The organism is Isoptericola nanjingensis (assembly GCF_050311635.1).
In the GTDB taxonomy this organism is placed as follows: domain Bacteria; phylum Actinomycetota; class Actinomycetes; order Actinomycetales; family Cellulomonadaceae; genus Isoptericola; species Isoptericola nanjingensis.
The window spans coordinates 16,440-33,805 of record NZ_JBNOZL010000001.1 but is presented as its reverse complement, the minus strand read 5'-3'; the positions used below and the strand labels follow the sequence as shown (position 1 = coordinate 33,805).

Annotated in this window: 19 protein-coding genes; 14 read left to right on the top strand and 5 right to left on the bottom strand. The window is 74.9% G+C overall.

All coding sequences use genetic code 11. The features are described from left to right. The first annotated feature begins 81 nt into the window (after positions 1-81). The 6 genes from ACQP6G_RS00180 (at position 82) to ACQP6G_RS00155 (ending at position 4,869) form a co-directional block, all read left to right on the top strand. Positions 82-1,308: a histidinol-phosphate transaminase gene (locus ACQP6G_RS00180; protein WP_429762157.1), complete on the top strand. Its 1,227-nt coding sequence runs from the start codon at positions 82-84 to the stop codon at positions 1,306-1,308. Further along, on the top strand, positions 1,308-1,910 hold the full coding sequence (gene hisB / locus ACQP6G_RS00175; RefSeq protein ID WP_429762156.1) for an imidazoleglycerol-phosphate dehydratase HisB: 603 nt from the start codon (positions 1,308-1,310) through the stop codon (positions 1,908-1,910). Before ACQP6G_RS00180 ends, hisB begins: the two co-directional genes overlap by 1 nt. 4 nt (positions 1,911-1,914) lie before the next feature. Then, positions 1,915-2,460, top strand: coding sequence for a hypothetical protein (locus ACQP6G_RS00170; protein WP_429762155.1), 546 nt, complete (start codon positions 1,915-1,917; stop codon positions 2,458-2,460). A 9-nt stretch (positions 2,461-2,469) separates the two neighbouring features. Continuing rightward, positions 2,470-3,273, top strand: coding sequence for an imidazole glycerol phosphate synthase subunit HisH (gene hisH / locus ACQP6G_RS00165; protein WP_429762154.1), 804 nt, complete (start codon positions 2,470-2,472; stop codon positions 3,271-3,273). Positions 3,274-3,349: 76 nt separating this feature from the next. Next, entirely contained in the window at positions 3,350-4,081 is a 732-nt protein-coding gene (gene priA, locus ACQP6G_RS00160; protein WP_429762153.1) for a bifunctional 1-(5-phosphoribosyl)-5-((5-phosphoribosylamino)methylideneamino)imidazole-4-carboxamide isomerase/phosphoribosylanthranilate isomerase PriA, read from the top strand. Next, positions 4,078-4,869, top strand: coding sequence for an SseB family protein (locus ACQP6G_RS00155; protein ID WP_429762152.1), 792 nt, complete (start codon positions 4,078-4,080; stop codon positions 4,867-4,869). The genes priA and ACQP6G_RS00155 overlap by 4 nt, the downstream gene beginning before the upstream one ends. A gap of 10 nt (positions 4,870-4,879) precedes the next feature. Here ACQP6G_RS00155 and ACQP6G_RS00150 read toward each other — a convergent pair whose 3' ends face one another. From ACQP6G_RS00150 to ACQP6G_RS00130, 5 genes are all read right to left on the bottom strand, one after another. Next, positions 4,880-5,689: a S1C family serine protease gene (locus ACQP6G_RS00150; protein ID WP_429762151.1), complete on the bottom strand. Its 810-nt coding sequence runs from the start codon at positions 5,687-5,689 to the stop codon at positions 4,880-4,882. Then, positions 5,686-6,267, bottom strand: a complete 582-nt coding sequence (locus tag ACQP6G_RS00145; protein ID WP_429762150.1) for a hypothetical protein — start codon at positions 6,265-6,267, stop codon at positions 5,686-5,688. The genes ACQP6G_RS00150 and ACQP6G_RS00145 overlap by 4 nt, the downstream gene beginning before the upstream one ends. A 1-nt stretch (position 6,268) precedes the next feature. Continuing rightward, the gene (locus ACQP6G_RS00140; protein WP_429762149.1) at positions 6,269-6,655 is read right to left on the bottom strand and encodes a DUF1844 domain-containing protein; all 387 of its coding nucleotides are present in this window, start codon (positions 6,653-6,655) and stop codon (positions 6,269-6,271) included. A 123-nt stretch (positions 6,656-6,778) separates the two neighbouring features. Next, complete coding sequence (locus tag ACQP6G_RS00135) at positions 6,779-8,296, bottom strand: catalase (RefSeq protein WP_429762148.1); 1,518 nt, start codon at positions 8,294-8,296, stop codon at positions 6,779-6,781. 32 nt (positions 8,297-8,328) lie between these two features. Then, positions 8,329-8,796, bottom strand: coding sequence for a Fur family transcriptional regulator (locus ACQP6G_RS00130; RefSeq protein ID WP_429762147.1), 468 nt, complete (start codon positions 8,794-8,796; stop codon positions 8,329-8,331). 374 nt (positions 8,797-9,170) lie between these two features. Between ACQP6G_RS00130 and infC the strand changes: the two genes are divergently transcribed. From infC to ACQP6G_RS00090, 8 genes are all read left to right on the top strand, one after another. Beyond that, complete coding sequence (infC, locus tag ACQP6G_RS00125) at positions 9,171-10,187, top strand: translation initiation factor IF-3 (RefSeq protein WP_429762668.1); 1,017 nt, start codon at positions 9,171-9,173, stop codon at positions 10,185-10,187. A 104-nt stretch (positions 10,188-10,291) separates the two neighbouring features. Beyond that, positions 10,292-10,486 (top strand): 50S ribosomal protein L35, encoded by a 195-nt coding sequence (gene rpmI, locus ACQP6G_RS00120; RefSeq protein ID WP_079576291.1) that lies wholly within the window; start codon positions 10,292-10,294, stop codon positions 10,484-10,486. Between the two features lie 90 nt (positions 10,487-10,576). Continuing rightward, the gene (gene rplT / locus ACQP6G_RS00115; RefSeq protein WP_079576292.1) at positions 10,577-10,960 is read left to right on the top strand and encodes a 50S ribosomal protein L20; all 384 of its coding nucleotides are present in this window, start codon (positions 10,577-10,579) and stop codon (positions 10,958-10,960) included. Between the two features lie 56 nt (positions 10,961-11,016). Further along, complete coding sequence (locus tag ACQP6G_RS00110) at positions 11,017-11,874, top strand: TrmH family RNA methyltransferase (protein WP_429762146.1); 858 nt, start codon at positions 11,017-11,019, stop codon at positions 11,872-11,874. Positions 11,875-11,925: 51 nt separating this feature from the next. After that, the gene (locus ACQP6G_RS00105; protein ID WP_429762145.1) at positions 11,926-12,597 is read left to right on the top strand and encodes a 2'-5' RNA ligase family protein; all 672 of its coding nucleotides are present in this window, start codon (positions 11,926-11,928) and stop codon (positions 12,595-12,597) included. Between the two features lie 174 nt (positions 12,598-12,771). Continuing rightward, positions 12,772-13,860 carry a phenylalanine--tRNA ligase subunit alpha gene (gene pheS / locus ACQP6G_RS00100; protein ID WP_429762144.1) on the top strand — a complete coding sequence of 363 codons (1,089 nt, stop codon included), beginning with the start codon at positions 12,772-12,774 and terminating at the stop codon, positions 13,858-13,860. Next, positions 13,860-16,472 (top strand): phenylalanine--tRNA ligase subunit beta, encoded by a 2,613-nt coding sequence (gene pheT, locus ACQP6G_RS00095; protein WP_429762143.1) that lies wholly within the window; start codon positions 13,860-13,862, stop codon positions 16,470-16,472. Before pheS ends, pheT begins: the two co-directional genes overlap by 1 nt. Then, positions 16,465-17,337 carry an SDR family NAD(P)-dependent oxidoreductase gene (locus ACQP6G_RS00090; protein ID WP_429762142.1) on the top strand — a complete coding sequence of 291 codons (873 nt, stop codon included), beginning with the start codon at positions 16,465-16,467 and terminating at the stop codon, positions 17,335-17,337. Before pheT ends, ACQP6G_RS00090 begins: the two co-directional genes overlap by 8 nt. Positions 17,338-17,366: the final 29 nt, after the last annotated feature.

The following is a 17,366-nucleotide window of genomic DNA, read 5'->3' as shown; positions in this document are numbered from 1 at the left end:
CCGGTCCGCCGGCGGCGCGGGCACGAGGTCGAGGGACGGACGCCGCCACCGGGGGCTCCCGCGGTTCCGTAGACTGGCGCGGTGACCACCCCCCTGTCCGCCGCCGCACCCGCGGGCGGCGTCGACGGCGCGCGGCTGCCGCTGCGTCCCGAGCTCGCGGCCGAGGTGCCCTACGGCGCCCCGCAGCTCGACGTGCCCGTGCGGCTGAACGTCAACGAGAACCCGTACGCCCCGTCGGAGGCGGTCGTCGCGACGATCGCCCGCCATGTCGCCGACGCGGCGCGCGGGCTCAACCGCTACCCCGACCGTGACTTCACGGCCCTGCGCGGCGACCTGGCGGACTACCTGGCGCTCGAGTCCGGGGTACGGGTCGCGCCCGACCAGGTCTGGGCCGCCAACGGCTCCAACGAGGTCATGCTGCACCTGCTGCAGGCGTTCGGCGGCCCGGGCCGCACCGCGCTGTCCTTCGCGCCGACCTACTCGATGTACCCGGAGTACGCGCGGGACACGCACACGCGGTGGGTCACCGGCCGCCGCGAGAGCGACTTCACGCTCGACGTCGACCACGCGGTCGCGACGATCGCGGAGGTCCGGCCCTCCGTGATCCTCCTGGCCAGCCCGAACAACCCGACCGGTACGGCGCTGCCGCTCGCGACGGTGGAGGCGGTCCTGGACGCCGCGGCGAAGGTCGAGGTGCCCGACGCCCCCGAGCGCGACGGCCGCCGCGCCGGCGCCGTCGTCGTGGTCGACGAGGCCTACGCGGAGTTCCGCCGCCCCGGCACGCCGTCGGCCCTCGAGCTGCTCGGGGCGCACCCGCACCTCGCGGTCTCGCGCACGATGTCGAAGGCCTTCGCCGCGGCCGGGCTGCGGCTCGGCTACCTGGCCGCGTCCACCGGGCTCGTGGACGCCCTGCGCGTCGTCCGGCTGCCCTACCACCTGTCGGCCGTCACGCAGGCGGCCGCGCGGGGCGCGCTGGCGCACCACGACGAGCTGCGGGCGCAGGTGCGCGACCTGCGCGACGAGCGCGACGCACTGGTGGACTGGCTGCGTGCGCAGGAGGTCGACGGTCGCCCGCTGCAGGTGGCGGACTCCGACGCGAACTTCGTGCTGTTCGGCACGTTCGGCGACCGGCACGCCGTCTGGCAGGGCCTGCTGGACCGCGGGGTGCTCATCCGCGAGACCGGGCCCGAGGGCTGGCTGCGCGTCTCGGTCGGCACGCCCGACGAGAACGCCGCGTTCCGGTCGGCGTTCATCGAGGTCGTCAGCGAGACGGTCACCGGCGCCGCGGCGCCCGAGAAGGAGGACTGATGCAGCACCGCACGGCCCGCGTGGAGCGCACGACGAGCGAGTCGAGCGTCGTCGTCGAGCTGGACCTGGACGGCACGGGGCGCACGGAGATCTCGACCACCGTGCCGTTCTACGACCACATGCTCACCGCGCTCGGCAAGCACTCGCTGATCGACCTCACCGTGCGGGCGACCGGCGACACCCACATCGACGCGCACCACACCGTCGAGGACGTCGCCATCGTGCTCGGCGAGGCGCTGCGCGTGGCGCTCGGCGACAAGCGGGGCATCTCCCGCTACGGCGACGCGACCGTGCCGCTCGACGAGGCGCTCGCGCTCGCGGTCGTCGACGTCTCGGGACGCCCGTACCTCGTGCACTCGGGGGAGCCGGAGGGGCAGGAGTACCACCTCATCGGCGGGCACTTCACCGGGTCGCTCACCCGGCACGTGCTCGAGTCGATCGCCCATCACGCCGGCATCTGCCTGCACGTGCGGGTCCTCGCGGGCCGCGACCCGCACCACATCGTCGAGGCCCAGTTCAAGGCGCTCGCCCGTGCGCTGCGCGCCGCCGTCGCCCCCGACCCGCGCGTCGAGGGCGTCCCGTCCACGAAGGGTGCGCTGTAGCCGCATGACCACCGATCCCGACCGGCACCCCGACCCGCAGCCGGACCTGCCGGACGACCTGCCCGAGGGCTTCGAGATCCCCGACGACCTGTCGGGCCTCGACGGCGCCTCCGCGGACCCCGAGCTGGCGGTCCTCATCACCCAGATCGCGGGCGCCGAGCCCCTGGCGGCCGCGTGCTCGCTCGCCGAGCTCGACGTCGACGCCGCGCCGACCCCGGTCGGCGCGCTCGCGATCCTGCGCGACACGAGCGACGGCGCGCCCGCCCGGGCCGCCGCCGCGATCTCGAAGCTCGTGGCGGGGGTGCCCCTCGTCCTCGTGACCCGCCAGGGCGAGCAGCTCACCTGCGTGCGCTACGCCGACGGCGAGGCCGAGGGCGAGCTTCCGCCGGGCCTCGTGCTGGGTGGCGCTCCGGAGGCCCTCGAGGACCTCGTCACCGGTCAGCTCACGGTCGCCGACCTGCCGGGCGTCGTGCCGTCGTCGAGCATCGGCCGCTTCAAGGCGATGCGGATGCTCACCGGCGCCGCGCGCAAGGCACGCAAGAAGCAGTAGGGGAGACGCATGCCGGACACGCCCACCGACACGCCCAGCACGCCCGACCGGGAGCGGATCGCCGCGGCCCAGGAAGCCGCGGGGATCACGCCGCTGCTGCCGCACGGCGGCGCGGCGGCCGACCTCAACCCCGCGCCGACGCCCGCCCGCGCGGACGGGCGTTCCCACGTCGTGGTGCTCGACTACGGCTTCGGCAACGTCCGCTCGGCCGTGCGAGCCCTCGAGCGGGTGGGGGCCCACGTCGAGCTCACCGCGGACCTGACGCGGGCCGCGGAGGCCGACGGGCTGGTGGTGCCGGGCGTCGGCGCGTTCGCCGCCTGCATGGCCGGGCTCCGCGCCGTCCGGGGCGACCAGGTGATCGACCGGCGCCTCGCCGGTGGGCGCCCCGTGCTGGGCATCTGCGTCGGCATGCAGGTCATGTTCGACGCCGGTGTGGAGCACGGGGAGCGGGCGGAGGGCCTGGGCGAGTGGCCCGGCGTCGTCGAGCGCCTCGACGCCCCGGTGGTGCCCCACATGGGCTGGTCGCCCGTGGAGACCCCCGAGGGCTCCCGCCTCTTCGCGGGGGTGGAGCACGAGCGGTTCTACTTCGTGCACTCGTACGCGGCGCAGCAGTTCACGCAGGGGCACGACGGCGACGCGGACCCGCGCTACACGCCGCCGCTGGTCACCTGGGCGCGGCACGGCGCGCCTGGCTCCGAGGCCCGGTTCGTCGCCGCCGTCGAGAGCGGACCGCTCGCCGCCACGCAGTTCCACCCCGAGAAGTCCGGCGACGCCGGCGCGACCCTGCTCGAGAACTGGGTCCGCTCGCTCTGAGCGTCGTCGGCCCGATCACCGCCGCACCCGAACCCGCCGTCCAGAACCCGCAGTCGTAGAACCTGGAGACACCCTGATGACCGACCGCCTCGTGCTGCTGCCCGCCGTCGACGTCGCCGACGGCCAGGCCGTCCGCCTCGTGCAGGGGGAGGCAGGCTCCGAGACGTCCTACGGCGACCCGCTGGCCGCCGCCCGCGACTGGCAGGCGGGCGGCGCCGAGTGGATCCACCTCGTGGACCTCGACGCGGCGTTCGGTCGTGGCTCGAACGCCGACCTGCTCGCGCAGGTCGTGGCCGAGCTCGACGTCCAGGTGGAGCTGTCGGGCGGCATCCGTGACGACGCCTCGCTCGAGCGCGCCCTCGCCACGGGCGCGCGCCGCGTCAACATCGGCACCGCCGCCCTCGAGGACCCGGAGTGGACGGCGCGGGTCATCGCCGAGCACGGCGACGCCGTCGCCGTCGGCCTCGACGTGCGCGGCACGACGCTCGCCGCCCGCGGCTGGACCCAGGAGGGCGGCGACCTGTGGGAGGTGCTCGCCCGCCTGGACGACGCCGGCTGCTCCCGGTACGTCGTCACGGACGTCACCAAGGACGGCACGCTGCGCGGCCCGAACGTCGACCTGCTGCGGGAGGTCGCCTCGCGCACCCCGGCGAAGGTGGTCGCGTCGGGCGGGATCTCGTCCCTCGCCGACCTGGAGGCCCTGCGCGCCCTGGTGCCGGACGGCGTCGAGGGGGCCGTGGTGGGCAAGGCCCTGTACGCCGGGGCGTTCACGCTGCCCGAGGCCCTCGACGTGGCGGGTCGGCCGTGACGGCCGAGGGTGGCCGTGCCCTGCCGGGGCACCTGAAGTCGATCCAGCCGACGTCGCAGTTCGCGGGCGACGACGGCTCGGCCGACGCCGAGCTCGCCGCGCTGCTGAGCGCGCACGCCGCAGGCACCGGGTCGCTGGAGGACGTCGTGCGGCGCCTCGCCGTCACCCGGGTGCTCGTGCCCGTCCTCGCGGAGCTCGCCGTCGCCGACGTGGTCGAGCACGAGACGGCCGGCGGCACGCAGGAGCTGCACGTCGACAAGGAGGCCGCGGCCGGCGTGGTGGCCATCGAGGCGCCCGACGGTCGCCGGGCGCTCCCCGTCTTCACGTCGGTCGACGCGATGACGGCGTGGCGCGCCGACGCCCGCCCCGTCCCGGTCGAGGCCGCCCGTGCCGCCCTCTCGGCGGTGAGCGAGGACTGGTCGCTGCTGGTCGTGGACCCGGCCGGGCCGGCGACCGCCCTCGTGCCCCGGCCGGCGGTCTGGGCGCTCGCCCAGGGCGAGGAGTGGCGCCCGGCGCTCGTCCCCGCGGGCCCGGACGGCGCGCTCGAGGTGGAACCGGACGTCGCCGCGGCGGTCGCGGACGCCGCCGCGCCGGTGCAGCACGTGGTGCGCGCGCACGCCGAGCGCGGGCGCCGCGCCGAGGTCGCCGTCGTGCTCGCCCTCGACCCGGGCCTGGACCGGGCGGGGCTGGACCGCGTGCTCGCGCAGGTGAACGCCCGCCTCGGCGCCTCGACGGTGATCTCGGCCCGCGTGGACTCGCTCGAGCTGCGGGTGGGCGCGGCGCGCTGACCCGCGCCTCCTAGCGCGTCGGCGTCGCGGCGGGGCCGCCGTCGGAAGGCTGCCCGGACGGCTGGGCGCACGGCGGCAGCGCTCGGAACCCGTCGGCGTCGTCCAGCAGCCGCTCCAGGGTCGACAGCGGCACCAGCAGCGAGCGGCCGTCGGAGGTCTTCGCGTACACGACGCCGATCACCCGGCCCTGCTCGTCGAGCGCCGCCGACCCCGACGAGCCCGGCTCGACCGGGGCGTCGGTGAGCAGCACCTCGCCGAGGTTCTCGTGGAGCGGGTCGGTGGTCGGTCCGATGACCTCGCCGGCGGTGATCGTCAGCTCGCCTCCCTCGGGGTAGCCGACCACCGAGACGGCGTCACCGGGCCGCGGGTCGGCGTCCGCGAGCGTGGGATGGCTGGGCAGCGGTTCCTTGGTGCGCACCAGGGCGAGATCGGCCAGCGCCGCGCTGCCCGCGGCGGAGACCTCGAGGTCGCGCCCGTCGTAGGTGCTGACCTCCAGCGACTCCGAGTCGGCCACGACGTGCCGGTTGGTGACGAGCGTGTGCTCGTCGACGGCGAACCCCGACCCGGTCGACAGCCCGTCGCAGCCCACGTTCCGGATGCGCACGGCCATGCGCTGCACGGCGTCGAAGCCGTCGGGGGACAGGCCCTCCGCGCCGTCGGGCGCGAGCGACGCGGGAGCCGACGGCGCGACGCGCGTGGGGACGACGTCGTCCGGCACCGCGGGCGGCAGCGAGGGAAGCACCCCGCAGCCGGCGAGCGTCGCGGCGAGGAGGAGGGCCGGCGCCGGGCGCAGGCCCCGCGAGCGGCCCGGTCGGGTCACGGCTCGAGCTCCTGCTCGAGCTGGTCGTTCGCCTTCGAGGCCTGCCGGCACAGGGTCTCGACGTCCGAGGCGAACCGGTCGAGGTCCTTCGCGTCGTAGGAGCCGCGGTCCTCGAGGTACGTGATGAGCTGCGACTGGGCGTCGACGCAGTCGCCGAGCGCCGTGGTCACGACGCCGGCCGCCTCGCTCACGCGCCGCTGGTAGTCGAGGTACTGCTGCGAGGCGACGTTCTCGTCGCCGAGCTGGGCCTTCTCGTTGGCGAGGTCGGTGATGCGAGCCGTCGCGGTGGCGAGCTGCTCGCGGGCCGCCACGAGCTCGGCGTCGGTGGCGTCGAGCTCGGCGTCGAGGGACGCCACCCGGTCGGCGTACCCCCGCGCCTCGTCCTCCCAGGCCGCGCTGTGCGCCTGCCAGCGCGCGGTGGTCACCCACAGGTACGCGCCGATGCCGAGCGCCCCGGCCAGCAGCACGGCCAGGACGACCACGGCCGTGCGGCGGCCGCGGCGACGGGCGGGTGCGCCGGCCTCCGGCGGGGGCGGCGGGCGGTCCGGGGGCGGCGGCCAGGCGGACGGGGCGGACATCTCAGACGACGGAGCCCGTGAACTTCTCGCCGGGGCCCTCGCCGGGCGCGTCCGGCACGACCGACGCCTCGCGGAACGCGAGCTGCAGGGACTTCAGCCCGTCGCGCAGCGAGCGCGCGTGCTGGTTGCCGATGTCGGGGGCGCTCGCGGTGACGAGCGCGGCCAGCGCGGTGATCAGCTTGCGGGCCTCGTCGAGGTCCAGGTGCCCCTGGGCGTCGGCGTCCTCCGCCAGCCCGCACTTCACGGCGGCGGCGCTCATGAGGTGCACGGCCGCGGCGGTGATGACCTCGACCGCGGCGACGTCGGCGATGTCACGGGTGGCGTCGTCGGCCGCGGAGGGGCTCGTGGTCGTGGTAGCGGGGGACGAGGCGTCGGGCGAGGTGCTCATGGGGTCCATCTTCGCATCGGGCGGGACCGCGACGGCCCGCGGGGACGGCCGAGGCCGGGCCCCGCGGGGGGGCCCGGCCTCGGTGTGCGGGCGACGGCGGAGGGCCCGCCGTCGCCCGCCCTGTCAGATCCCGACGGGCTCGACGTCCGGGCCCGAGCCGGCGGCGGCCGGCGAGGGCACGTGACCCGCGGACACCTCGGCGCGGAGCTTGGCGCCGAGCTCGGCGTCCACGTTCGTCCAGTACTGGAAGAACCGCTCGCGGATCTCGTCGATCGTGATGGCGAGGCCCTGGCCCGTGAGGGTCTCGAGGAAGCGCGCCTTGGCGCCGTCGTCGAAGACCTCGCGGTACAGCGTGCCCGCCTGGCCGAAGTCGTCGTCCTCGGCGTGCAAGGTCTGCGCGGCGCGCACGAGCTCGCCGTCCGACTCCCACGAGGACTCGACGCCGCGCGCCGGGTCGGCCACGGGGCCGCCCTGGGTGCCGAACGAGTTCGGCGTGTAGACGCGGTGCTCGGGGCCGTTGAACTGGTACTGCATGTTGCCCTGGTGCATGTAGTTCGCGACCGGGGCGGCGTGCGGCTGGTTCACCGGCAGCTGGTTGTAGTTGGTGCCGATGCGGTAGCGCTGCGCGTCCGGGTAGGAGAAGACGCGGGCCATGAGCATCTTGTCGGGCGAGATGCCGGTACCCGGCACCTGGTTGCCCGGCGAGAACGCTGCCTGCTCGATCTCCGCGAAGAAGTTCTTCGGGTTCCGGTTCAGCGTGAACGTGCCGACCTTGATCAGCGGGTAGTCCGCGTGCGGCCAGACCTTGGTCATGTCGAACGGGTTGAAGCGGTAGGTCTTGGCGTCCTCGTAGGGCATGACCTGCACCTTGACGTCCCACGAGGGGTGCTCGCCGCGCTCGATGGCCTCGTACAGGTCGCGGCGGTAGTAGTCCGCGTCTTCGCCGGCGATCCGCTCGGCGTCCTCGGACGACATGTGCTCCACGCCCTGCTGGGAGATGAAGTGGTACTGCACCCAGAAGCGCTCGCCCTCGGCGTTGACCCACTGGTACGTGTGCGAGCCGTAGCCGTTGAGGTGGCGCCACGACTTCGACAGGCCGCGGTCGCCCATGACGTAGGTGACCTGGTGGGCCGACTCGGGGGAGAGGGTCCAGAAGTCCCACTGCATGTCGGCGTCGCGCAGGCCGGAGGCGCCGAGGCGCTTCTGGGAGTGGATGAAGTCCGGGAACTTCATCGCGTCGCGCAGGAAGAAGACCGGGGTGTTGTTGCCGACGATGTCGAGGTTGCCCTCGGTGGTGTAGAAGCGCAGCGAGAAGCCGCGCACGTCGCGCCAGGTGTCGGGGGAGCCCTGCTCGCCCGCGACGGACGAGAAGCGCAGCAGCGTCTCGCTCTTCGCGCCCTTCTGGAAGACGGCCGCGCGGGTGTACTGCGAGACGTCCTCCGTGACGACGAGCTCGCCGAACGCGCCGCCGCCCTTGGCGTGCGGGTTGCGCTCCGGCACGCGCTCGCGGTTGAAGGAGGCGAGCTTCTCGACCAGGTAGCGGTCGTGGAGGACGGTGGGCCCGTCCGCACCCAGCGTGAGGGACTGCGCGTCGCTCGCGACCGGGGTGCCGGTCTGCGTCGTCGTGAACGGCGTCGTCATGTGATGACGTCCTTTCTCAGGGGGGTTCCGGTTCAGAAGGTCGTGCCGGGGCCGGCCACCGGGACGGGGTCGGCGGCGGAACCCTCGGCACAGTCGGGGCACAGGCCCCAGAACGTGACCTCGGCGAGGTCGACGGCGAACCCGTGGGACGCGCTCGGCGTCAGGCAGGGCGCGTGCCCCACGGTGCAGTCGACGTCGGCGACGGCACCGCACGAGCGGCACACCACGTGGTGGTGGTTGTCGCCCGTGCGCCGCTCGTAGCGCGCGGGGTGCCCGGCCGGCTCCATGCGACGCAGGAGGCCGGACGAGGTGAGCGCGTGCAGGCAGTCGTAGACGGCCTGCACGGACACCGAGCCGAGGTCGGCCCGCACCGCGCGCACGACGTCGTCCGCGGTGGCGTGCTGGTGCTCGGAGAGCGCGCGCAGGACGGCGAGCCGGGAACCGGTGACGCGCAGGCCCCGCTCCTTCAGCAACGTCTCGTCCGTGCTCGCCGTGGTCATGGCCGCGACCCTGCCACACTTTCTGGAACGATTCCAGTAAAGGTCGCGACGTGGGCGGTCGAGACGCTCGCCACACCGGCCGGCCCGGCGCCGATCCCGTGCTAGCCTTGACAGCTGACCGACCTGGGTCCGTCAGCGCGTCGCTCCACGGAGCGGCCGCGGGGCCCAGGTGCATCAAGTGGATCTCATCCCACCCGAGCACCGACCGAGCGCCCCCGGGCGCCGACAGGGGCCGGGTCCCGGTCGGACGCCTCTCGTGGGCGTCCGCCTCGGTCGTCGGAGCGCTCGCGCCCCGGCGTCGGTAGATGGCCTCCACCTGTGCTCAGGTCGGGGGCCTTTCCCGTCCCTGGCGGTCTACCGACGAGTTTAGGAGCATCACCATCAGCGAGCCTCGCATCAACGATCGGATCCGCGTCCCCGAGGTCCGACTCATCGGCCCGGGCGGGGAGCAGGTCGGCGTGGTCGCCACGGGAGTCGCCCTGAAGCTTGCCCAGGACGCCGACCTCGACCTCGTCGAGGTGGCCCCGGACGCCCGTCCGCCCGTCGCCAAGCTCATGGACTACGGCAAGTTCAAGTACGAGTCGGACATGAAGGCGCGCGAGGCGCGGCGCAACCAGGCGAACACGGTCCTCAAGGAGATCCGGTTCCGCCTGAAGATCGACCCGCACGACTACGGCACCAAGAAGGGCCACGTCGTCCGCTTCCTGGAGGCCGGCGACAAGGTCAAGGTCATGATCATGTTCCGCGGTCGTGAGCAGTCGCGCCCCGAGATGGGCGTGCGTCTGCTGCAGCGGCTCGCGGAGGACGTCTCGGACCTCGGCTTCGTCGAGTCGATGCCGAAGCAGGACGGCCGCAACATGACCATGGTGCTCGGCCCGGTGAAGAAGAAGGCCGACGCCAAGGTCGAGCAGCGCAAGCGGTCCAGCGAGATCAACGCGCAGCGCAAGACCAAGTCCGAGGTCAAGGCCGAGGCCCGCGCCCAGGCCGCGCCGGCGCAGCCGACGCCGGAGCCCGAGCCGACCGAGCCCGAGGTCGAGGCGCAGGAGGCTCCGGCCCCCGAGGCCGCGCAGCCGGCGCCCGCCCCGCGCGCCGAGACGAAGCCTGCCGAGACGAAGCCTGCCGAGACCAAGCCTGCCGAGACCAAGCCTGCCGAGACCAAGCCTGCCGAGACGAAGCCCGCCGCAGCGCCGGCCGCCGCGTCGAAGCCCGCGACGTCGAAGCCTGCGGCCGCGTCGAAGCCTGCCTCCGCGCCGGCCAAGCCGGCTGCGGCCCCGAAGCCTGCGACCCCGGCGAAGCCCGCCGCGGCGACGCCGAAGCCCGCGACGCCGAAGCCCGCCACCCCGCGGCCGCCGGCGCCGCGTCCGAAGCCGAGCCCCCGCGCAGGTCGCTGAGGCCGCACCGCAACGTCCATCTGGCACCGGGCCGCTCGCCGGCCCCGGTCCGCACCACGTCCCCGCCACCCGGCGGGTGACCGACACGAGGAGAGACGGCAGTCATGCCGAAGAACAAGACGCACTCCGGCGCCAAGAAGCGCTTCCGGGTCACCGGCAGCGGCAAGATCATGCGGGAGCAGACGAACGCTCGCCACTACCTCGAGCACAAGTCCAGCCGCCGCACGCGTCGTCTGGCCCAGGACCAGGTGGTCTCGGCCGCCGACGTCAAGACCATCAAGAAGCTGCTCGGCAAGTGACGCCCTCGGCGGTCCGCTGATTCCGGTGACACCACCGGGACCCACGACCGCCGGGTCCACTTCCGGCCCCGACACTGCAAGGAGCATCACGTGGCACGCGTGAAGCGGGCGGTCAACGCCCACAAGAAGCGCCGTACGACCCTCGAGCGCGCCAGCGGCTACCGCGGCCAGCGTTCGCGCCTGTACCGGAAGGCGAAGGAGCAGGTCACCCACTCCCTCGTCTACTCGTACCGCGACCGCAAGGCGAAGAAGGGCGACTTCCGCAAGCTGTGGATCCAGCGCATCAACGCTGCGTCCCGCGCGCAGGGTCTGACCTACAACCGCCTCATCCAGGGCCTCAAGGCTGCTGGTGTCGAGGTCGACCGCCGCATGCTCGCCGAGCTCGCGGTCAACGACGTGGCGGCGTTCAACGCGCTCGTCCAGGTCGCCAAGGACGCGCTGCCGGCCGACGTCAACGCGCCGAAGGCCGCCTGAGCCACCCCGCTCAGCACCCCGGACGCCCGGACACCCCCGACCTGTCGATGCCGCGCATGATCCCAGGCATCCCCGACGTGACGCTCGCGAACCCGCGGGCGGACCGGGTCAAGCAGGTCAGGGCGCTGTCCGGGCGTCCTGCGCGTTCCCGGCACGGACAGTTCCTCGTCGAAGGGCCCCAGGGCGTGCGTGAGGCCGTGCGCCACGCGGCCGCCGGCGTCCGGGACGTCTACCTCACGCCCGCCGCCGCGGAGCGCTACACCGAGATCGTCGACGCGGCGCGCGGCGCCGGGCTGCACCTGCACGTCGGCACGGCGGAGGTGCTAGAGGCGATGAGCCCGGACGCGCAGGGCGTGCTCGCGGTGGTGCGCACCACCGCCCTACGCCTCGACGACGCCCTGGCCGGCGTCACCTCGCGGCCGCTGCTCGTCGCGGTGCTCGCGAACGTCCGCGACCCCGGCAACGCCGGCACGGTGATCCGCGCGGCCGATGCGGCGGGCGCGGACCTCGTGGTCCTCGCCGGCGAGAGCGTGGACGTCCACAACCCCAAGGTGGTGCGCTCCACCGCCGGCTCTCTCTTCCACCTGCCCGTGGTCACGGGCCTGCCCCTGGCCGACGCCGTCGCCGTCGTCCGCGCCGCGGGCTGCGTCGTCCTCGCCGCCGACGGCACGGGCGAGCACGACCTCGACGACCTGCTCGACGTGGCAGGCGACCCGGCCGTCGACGCCGGGCAGCCGGACCTGGCGGGCTCGACCGCATGGGTCTTCGGCAACGAGGCGTGGGGCCTGCCCGAGGCCGACCGCGCGCTGGCGGACGCCGTCGTGCGCGTGCCGATCCGCGGCCGCGCGGAGTCGCTCAACCTGGCCACCGCCGCCACGGTGTGTCTTTACGCGAGCGGGCGCGCGCAGCGCTGACGCCTCACGCCGCCCGGGGCGGGCCGCACCGCGGCGTGGCACGATGCGCGGATGCGCCTGTTCACGGCCGTGTACCCCTCCGCCGACGCCGGCGACCACCTGGAGCTCGCCCTCGCCGGGGTGAGCGGCGCGGCCCTCGCAGACCCGGGCCGCGGCCTGCGCTGGGTGGCGCCGGAGCAGCGCCACGTCACCCTCGCCTTCCACGGCGAGGTGCCGGACGGTGCCGTGCCGGACTACGTCGAGGCGCTGGGGATCGCCCTGGCCGACGTGCCGCCGTTCGCGCTGGCCCTGAGCGGCGGCGGCACCTTCGGCGGGCGGACGCTCTGGGTCGGTGTGACCGGGTCGGTCGACGACCTGCGGCGCGCCGGCGAGCTCGCGCAGGACGCCGCCGTCGGCGTGGCGGGCCTGCCCGCCTCCGACCGCACGTCGGGACGGCCGCACCTCACGGTCGCGCGCGCGACCCTGCGGGCCGTGGACGGCCGGCGGAGGGTCGACGGCGCCCGCGGCGGGACGCGCGGCCCGCGCGGACGCGAGCCGGAGGCGTCGCCCCTGGTGCCCTGGGCGCGGGCGCTGGCCGTGTACCGCGGCCCGTCGTGGGTGGTCGGTGCCGTGCACGTCGTCGCGTCCCGGCTCGGCGAGGGACGGTCGGGAGGCCCGCTGCACGAGGACGTCGCCGTGATCCCCCTGGCGGACCGGGACGGGACGGGACGGGACGTGCCATGATGGGTGCGTGACACGCCGCGACCGCCGATTTACCGGGCCCGCCACGGACCCGGCCCCGGTGACGCCCGCGCGCTGAGCGCGGTACCGCGGACGCCGACCTGACCGGCCCGGGCGGGCACATAAACTGACCCCGCCGCCCACACCCCTCGCAGGGCCCCTCTCAGGAAGGCACGCATGTCCACGCCCGCACCCACCCCAGAACCCGGCATCGAACGGCAGAGCCCCGACCCGCTGGACGTCGCGGCGCTCGACTCCGCCGTCGACGAGGCCCTCGCCGCGGTCGCCGCCGCGCGCGACCTCGACGAGCTGAAGACGGTCCGCACCGCGCAGACCGGGGACAAGAGCCCGCTCGCGCTCGCCAACCGTGCCATCGGGGCACTGCCGGGGCCGGACAAGGCCGCCGCCGGCAAGAACGTCGGCCCGCGCCGCGGACGCGTGAACCAGGCGATCGCCGCGCGCCAGGCCGAGCTCGAGGCCGAGCGCGACGAACGCGTCCTCGTCGAGGAGACGGTCGACGTCACGCTGCCGACCGACCGCCGTCCCGTCGGGGCGCGGCACCCGATCGAGCTGGTGCAGGAGCGCATCGCCGACTTCTTCGTGGGCCTCGGCTGGGAGATCGCCGACGGCCCCGAGGTCGAGGCGGAGTGGTTCAACTTCGACGCGCTGAACTTCGACCCGGACCACCCCGCGCGGCAGATGCAGGACACGTTCTACGTGTCCGGCGAGGGGGACAAGCCGTCCAACCTCGTGCTGCGCACGCACACGTCGCCGGTGCAGTCGCGCTCGATGCTGGAGCGGGGCGTGCCGCTGTACATCGCGTGCCCGGGCAAGGTGTTCCGCACCGACGCGCTGGACGCCACGCACACGCCCGTCTTCCACCAGGTCGAGGGCCTGGCGGTCGACAAGGGCCTGACGATGGCGAACCTCGTGGGCACCCTCGACGCGTTCGCGCGCGCCATGTTCGGCCCGGAGGCGCGCACGCGGCTGCGCCCGAGCTTCTTCCCGTTCACGGAGCCCAGCGCCGAGATGGACCTGTGGTTCCCGCAGAAGAAGGGCGGCGCCGGCTGGATCGAGTGGGGCGGCTGCGGCATGGTCAACCCGAACGTGCTGCGCGCGGCCGGGATCGACCCCGAGGAGTACCAGGGCTTCGCGTTCGGGATGGGCATCGAGCGGACGGCGATGCTGCGCCACTCGATCGCGGACATGCACGACATCGTGGAGGGCGACGTGCGCTTCTCCACCCAGTTCGGGACGGAGATCTGATGCCCCGCATCGTCACTGACTGGCTCGGCGAGCACGTCGAGCTGCCGGCGGACCTCACCACGGAGCAGCTCGCGGCGGCGCTGGTGAGGGTCGGCCTGGAGGAGGAGGAGATCCACCCCGCCGCGGTCACCGGCCCGCTCGTCGTCGGGCGCGTGCTCGCGCAGACCCCCGAGCCGCAGAAGAACGGCAAGACCGTCAACTGGTGCCTGGTCGACGTCGGCCCCGAGCACAACGCGACACAGATCAAGGGCGTCGACGACGCCGACGTCCCCGCGGGCGGCGCTCGCGGCGTCATCTGCGGCGCGCACAACTTCGGCGTGGGGGACTACGTCGTCGTGTCGCTGCCGGGCACCGTGCTGCCCGGCGGCTTCGCCATCGCGGCGCGCAAGACCTACGGCCACGTCTCCGACGGCATGATCTGCTCGGTGCGCGAGCTCGGCATCGGGGACGACCACGACGGCATCCTCGTGCTCACGCGCGCGGGCTTCGACGCCGCCGACCTCACGCCCGGCCAGGACGCGATCGCCCTGCTCGGCCTCGGCGACGAGGTGCTCGAGATCAACGTGACCCCGGACCGCGGGTATGCGTTCAGCTACCGCGGCGTGGCGCGCGAGTACGCCCACTCCACGGGTGCGCGGTTCACCGACCGCGGGCTGCCGCAGAACCTCGTCACGCCCCCGCCCGTTCCGACGGCCGACGGGTTCGTCGTCGAGGTCGACGATTCGGCGCCGATCCACGGGCAGGTCGGCTGCGACCGGTTCGTCACGCGCGTCGTGCGCGGCATCGACCCCGCCGCGCCCACCCCGCCGTGGATGAAGCGCCGCCTCGAGGGCTCGGGCATGCGGTCCATCTCCCTGGCCGTCGACGTCACCAACTACGTGATGCTCGACCTGGGCCAGCCGCTGCACGCCTACGACCTCGACAAGGTCGCGGCGCCGATCGTCGTCCGCCGTGCGGCTCCCGGCGAGCGCCTCACGACGCTCGACGACGCCGACCGCGCGCTCGACGGCGAGGACCTGCTCATCACCGACTCGCCCGCGGGCGAGCGCGGCGCTCGCGTGCTCGGTCTGGCCGGCGTCATGGGCGGTGCGTCGTCGGAGGTGAGCCCCACGACGACGGACGTCCTCGTCGAGGCGGCCCACTTCGACCCGATCACCGTGGCCCGCACGGCGCGGCGGCACCGGCTGCCGTCCGAGGCCGCCAAGCGGTTCGAGCGCGGCGTGGACCCGCGCCTGCCGGCCGTCGCGGCGCAGCGCGTGGTCGACCTGCTCGTGGAGCTCGGCGGCGGCACCGCGGACGCCGCGGTGAGCGACCTCGACACCACGACCGCCGCCAAGCCGGTGCGCCTGGACGTCACCCTGCCGACGCGCCTGTCGGGCGTGGAGTACGACCGCGCCACCGTGGTCGGCATCCTCGAGCAGATCGGCTGCACCGTGACGGACGCCGTCGCCGGGGCGAGCGTGGACGCGGTCCGCGTGACGCCGCCGTCGTGGCGCCCCGACCTCACCGAGCCGGCCGCGCTGGTCGAGGAGGTCGTGCGGATCGCGGGCTACGACCAGATCCCGTCCGTGCTCCCGGCCGCCCCGGGCGGTCGCGGCCTCACGCCCGAGCAGCGGGCTCGCCGGTCGGTGGCGCGCGCGCTCGCGGAGGCGGGCCTCGTCGAGGTGCTCTCCTACCCGTTCGTCGGCGAGGCGGACCTCGACGCGCTCGGCCTGCCCGACGAGGACGTGCGCCGTACCACGCTGCGCCTGGCCAACCCGCTGGCCGACGACCGGCCGTTCCTGCGCGCCGACCTGCTCTCGACACTGCTCGAGACCGCGCGGCGGAACGTCTCGCGCGGGCTGCCCGACGTGGCGGTCTTCGAGATCGGCCTGGTCACGCGGCCGACGCCGGGCACTCCGGCGCCGCCGCAGCTGCCGGTCGGCGTGCGGCCGTCCGACGACGACCTGGCGGCGCTCGTCTCCGCCGTCCCGGACCAGCCACGGCACGTCGCGGGCGTGCTCACCGGCCGGGCGGTGCCTGCCGGCTGGTGGGGCGACGGCCGCGCGGCCGACTGGACGGACGCGCTCGACGCCGCCCGCCTCGTCGCGGAGCGGGCGGGAGCGGAGGTCTCGGTCGCGGCCGACACGGGCACGATGCCGTGGCACCCCGGTCGCTGCGCGGCGCTGGCGCTGGCCGACGGCGCCGTCGTCGGGCACGCGGGCGAGCTGCACCCGAAGGTGGTCGAGGCCCTGGGCCTGCCTGCCCGGGCGGTGGCGTTCGAGCTCGACCTCGGCGCGCTGATCGCCGCCGGCGGGGGCGTGCCGGTCGTGGCCGAGCCGGTGTCGGCGTTCCCCGCGGCGAAGGAGGACTTCGCGTTCGTCGTCGACGCGGACGTGACCGCCGACGCCGTGCACGCCGCCGTCGTCGCGGGCGCGGGCCCGCTGCTTGAGGACGCGCGACTCTTCGACGTGTTCACCGGCGAGCAGGTGGGCGAGGGCAAGAAGTCGCTCGCCTACTCGGTGCGGCTGCGCGCCGCCGACCGCACGCTGACCGCCGACGACGTGCGCGCCGTCCGCGAGGGGGTCGTCGCCGCGGCGACCGAGCGCGTGGGGGCTGTGCTGCGTGGCTGAGTCGGCACCGCCGGCCGGGCCCGTCGAGCCCCCGCCCGCCCGGACCGCGCTGATCACGGGCGCGAGCCGCGGCATCGGCCGCGCGGTGGCGCTCGGGCTGGCGCGGGCCGGGTTGGACGTCGCTCTCGTCGCTCGGGACGCCGCCCGCCTGGCCGAGGTCGCGCGCGAGGTGCGCGACCTCGGCCGGACGGCCCTCGAGCTGCCCGCGGACGTCGCCGACGCCGCGGCGGTGGCAGTGGCCGTGGGGGTCGCGGAGGGGTCCCCGGCCGACGGCGGGCTGGGCTCCGTGGACCTGCTGGTCAACAGCGCCGGCCGCATCGACGCCGAGGTGCCGCTGTGGGAGGCCGACCCCGACGAGTGGTGGTCGGTGCTCGAGACGAACGTGCGCGGGCCGTTCCTGCTGGCCCGGCACGCCGTGCCGGGGATGCTGGCGCGCGGCGGCGGGCGGGTCGTCGACCTCAACAGCGGTGCCGGCTCGCACGACAACGCCGACGCGACCGCCTACAACGCGAGCAAGACCGCGCTGATGCGTCTCGGCGCCGGGCTGCACGCCGCCGGCCACGACCGTGGCCTGCGCGTGCTGGAGGTCGCCCCCGGCGTCGTGCGCACGGACATGACGGGGTCGATGCGCGCCCACGAGGGGCGGACGGAGTGGACGCCCGTCGAGCGGACCGTCGACCTGGTGACGGCGTTCGCGCGCGGCGACCTCGACGCCTGCTCCGGCTGGTTCGTCCGCGCCTCGCACGACACCCCGGAGTCGCTGGTCCGGCTGGCCCGTGCGGCCACGGCGCCCGCCGCACGGCGGCTGCGCGTGCAGCCGGCCGCGGACGACGACCCGCTGGCCGAGGTGCTCACCGGGCGCTGACCCTGGCACCCCGGCCGGGAGCGGATGGG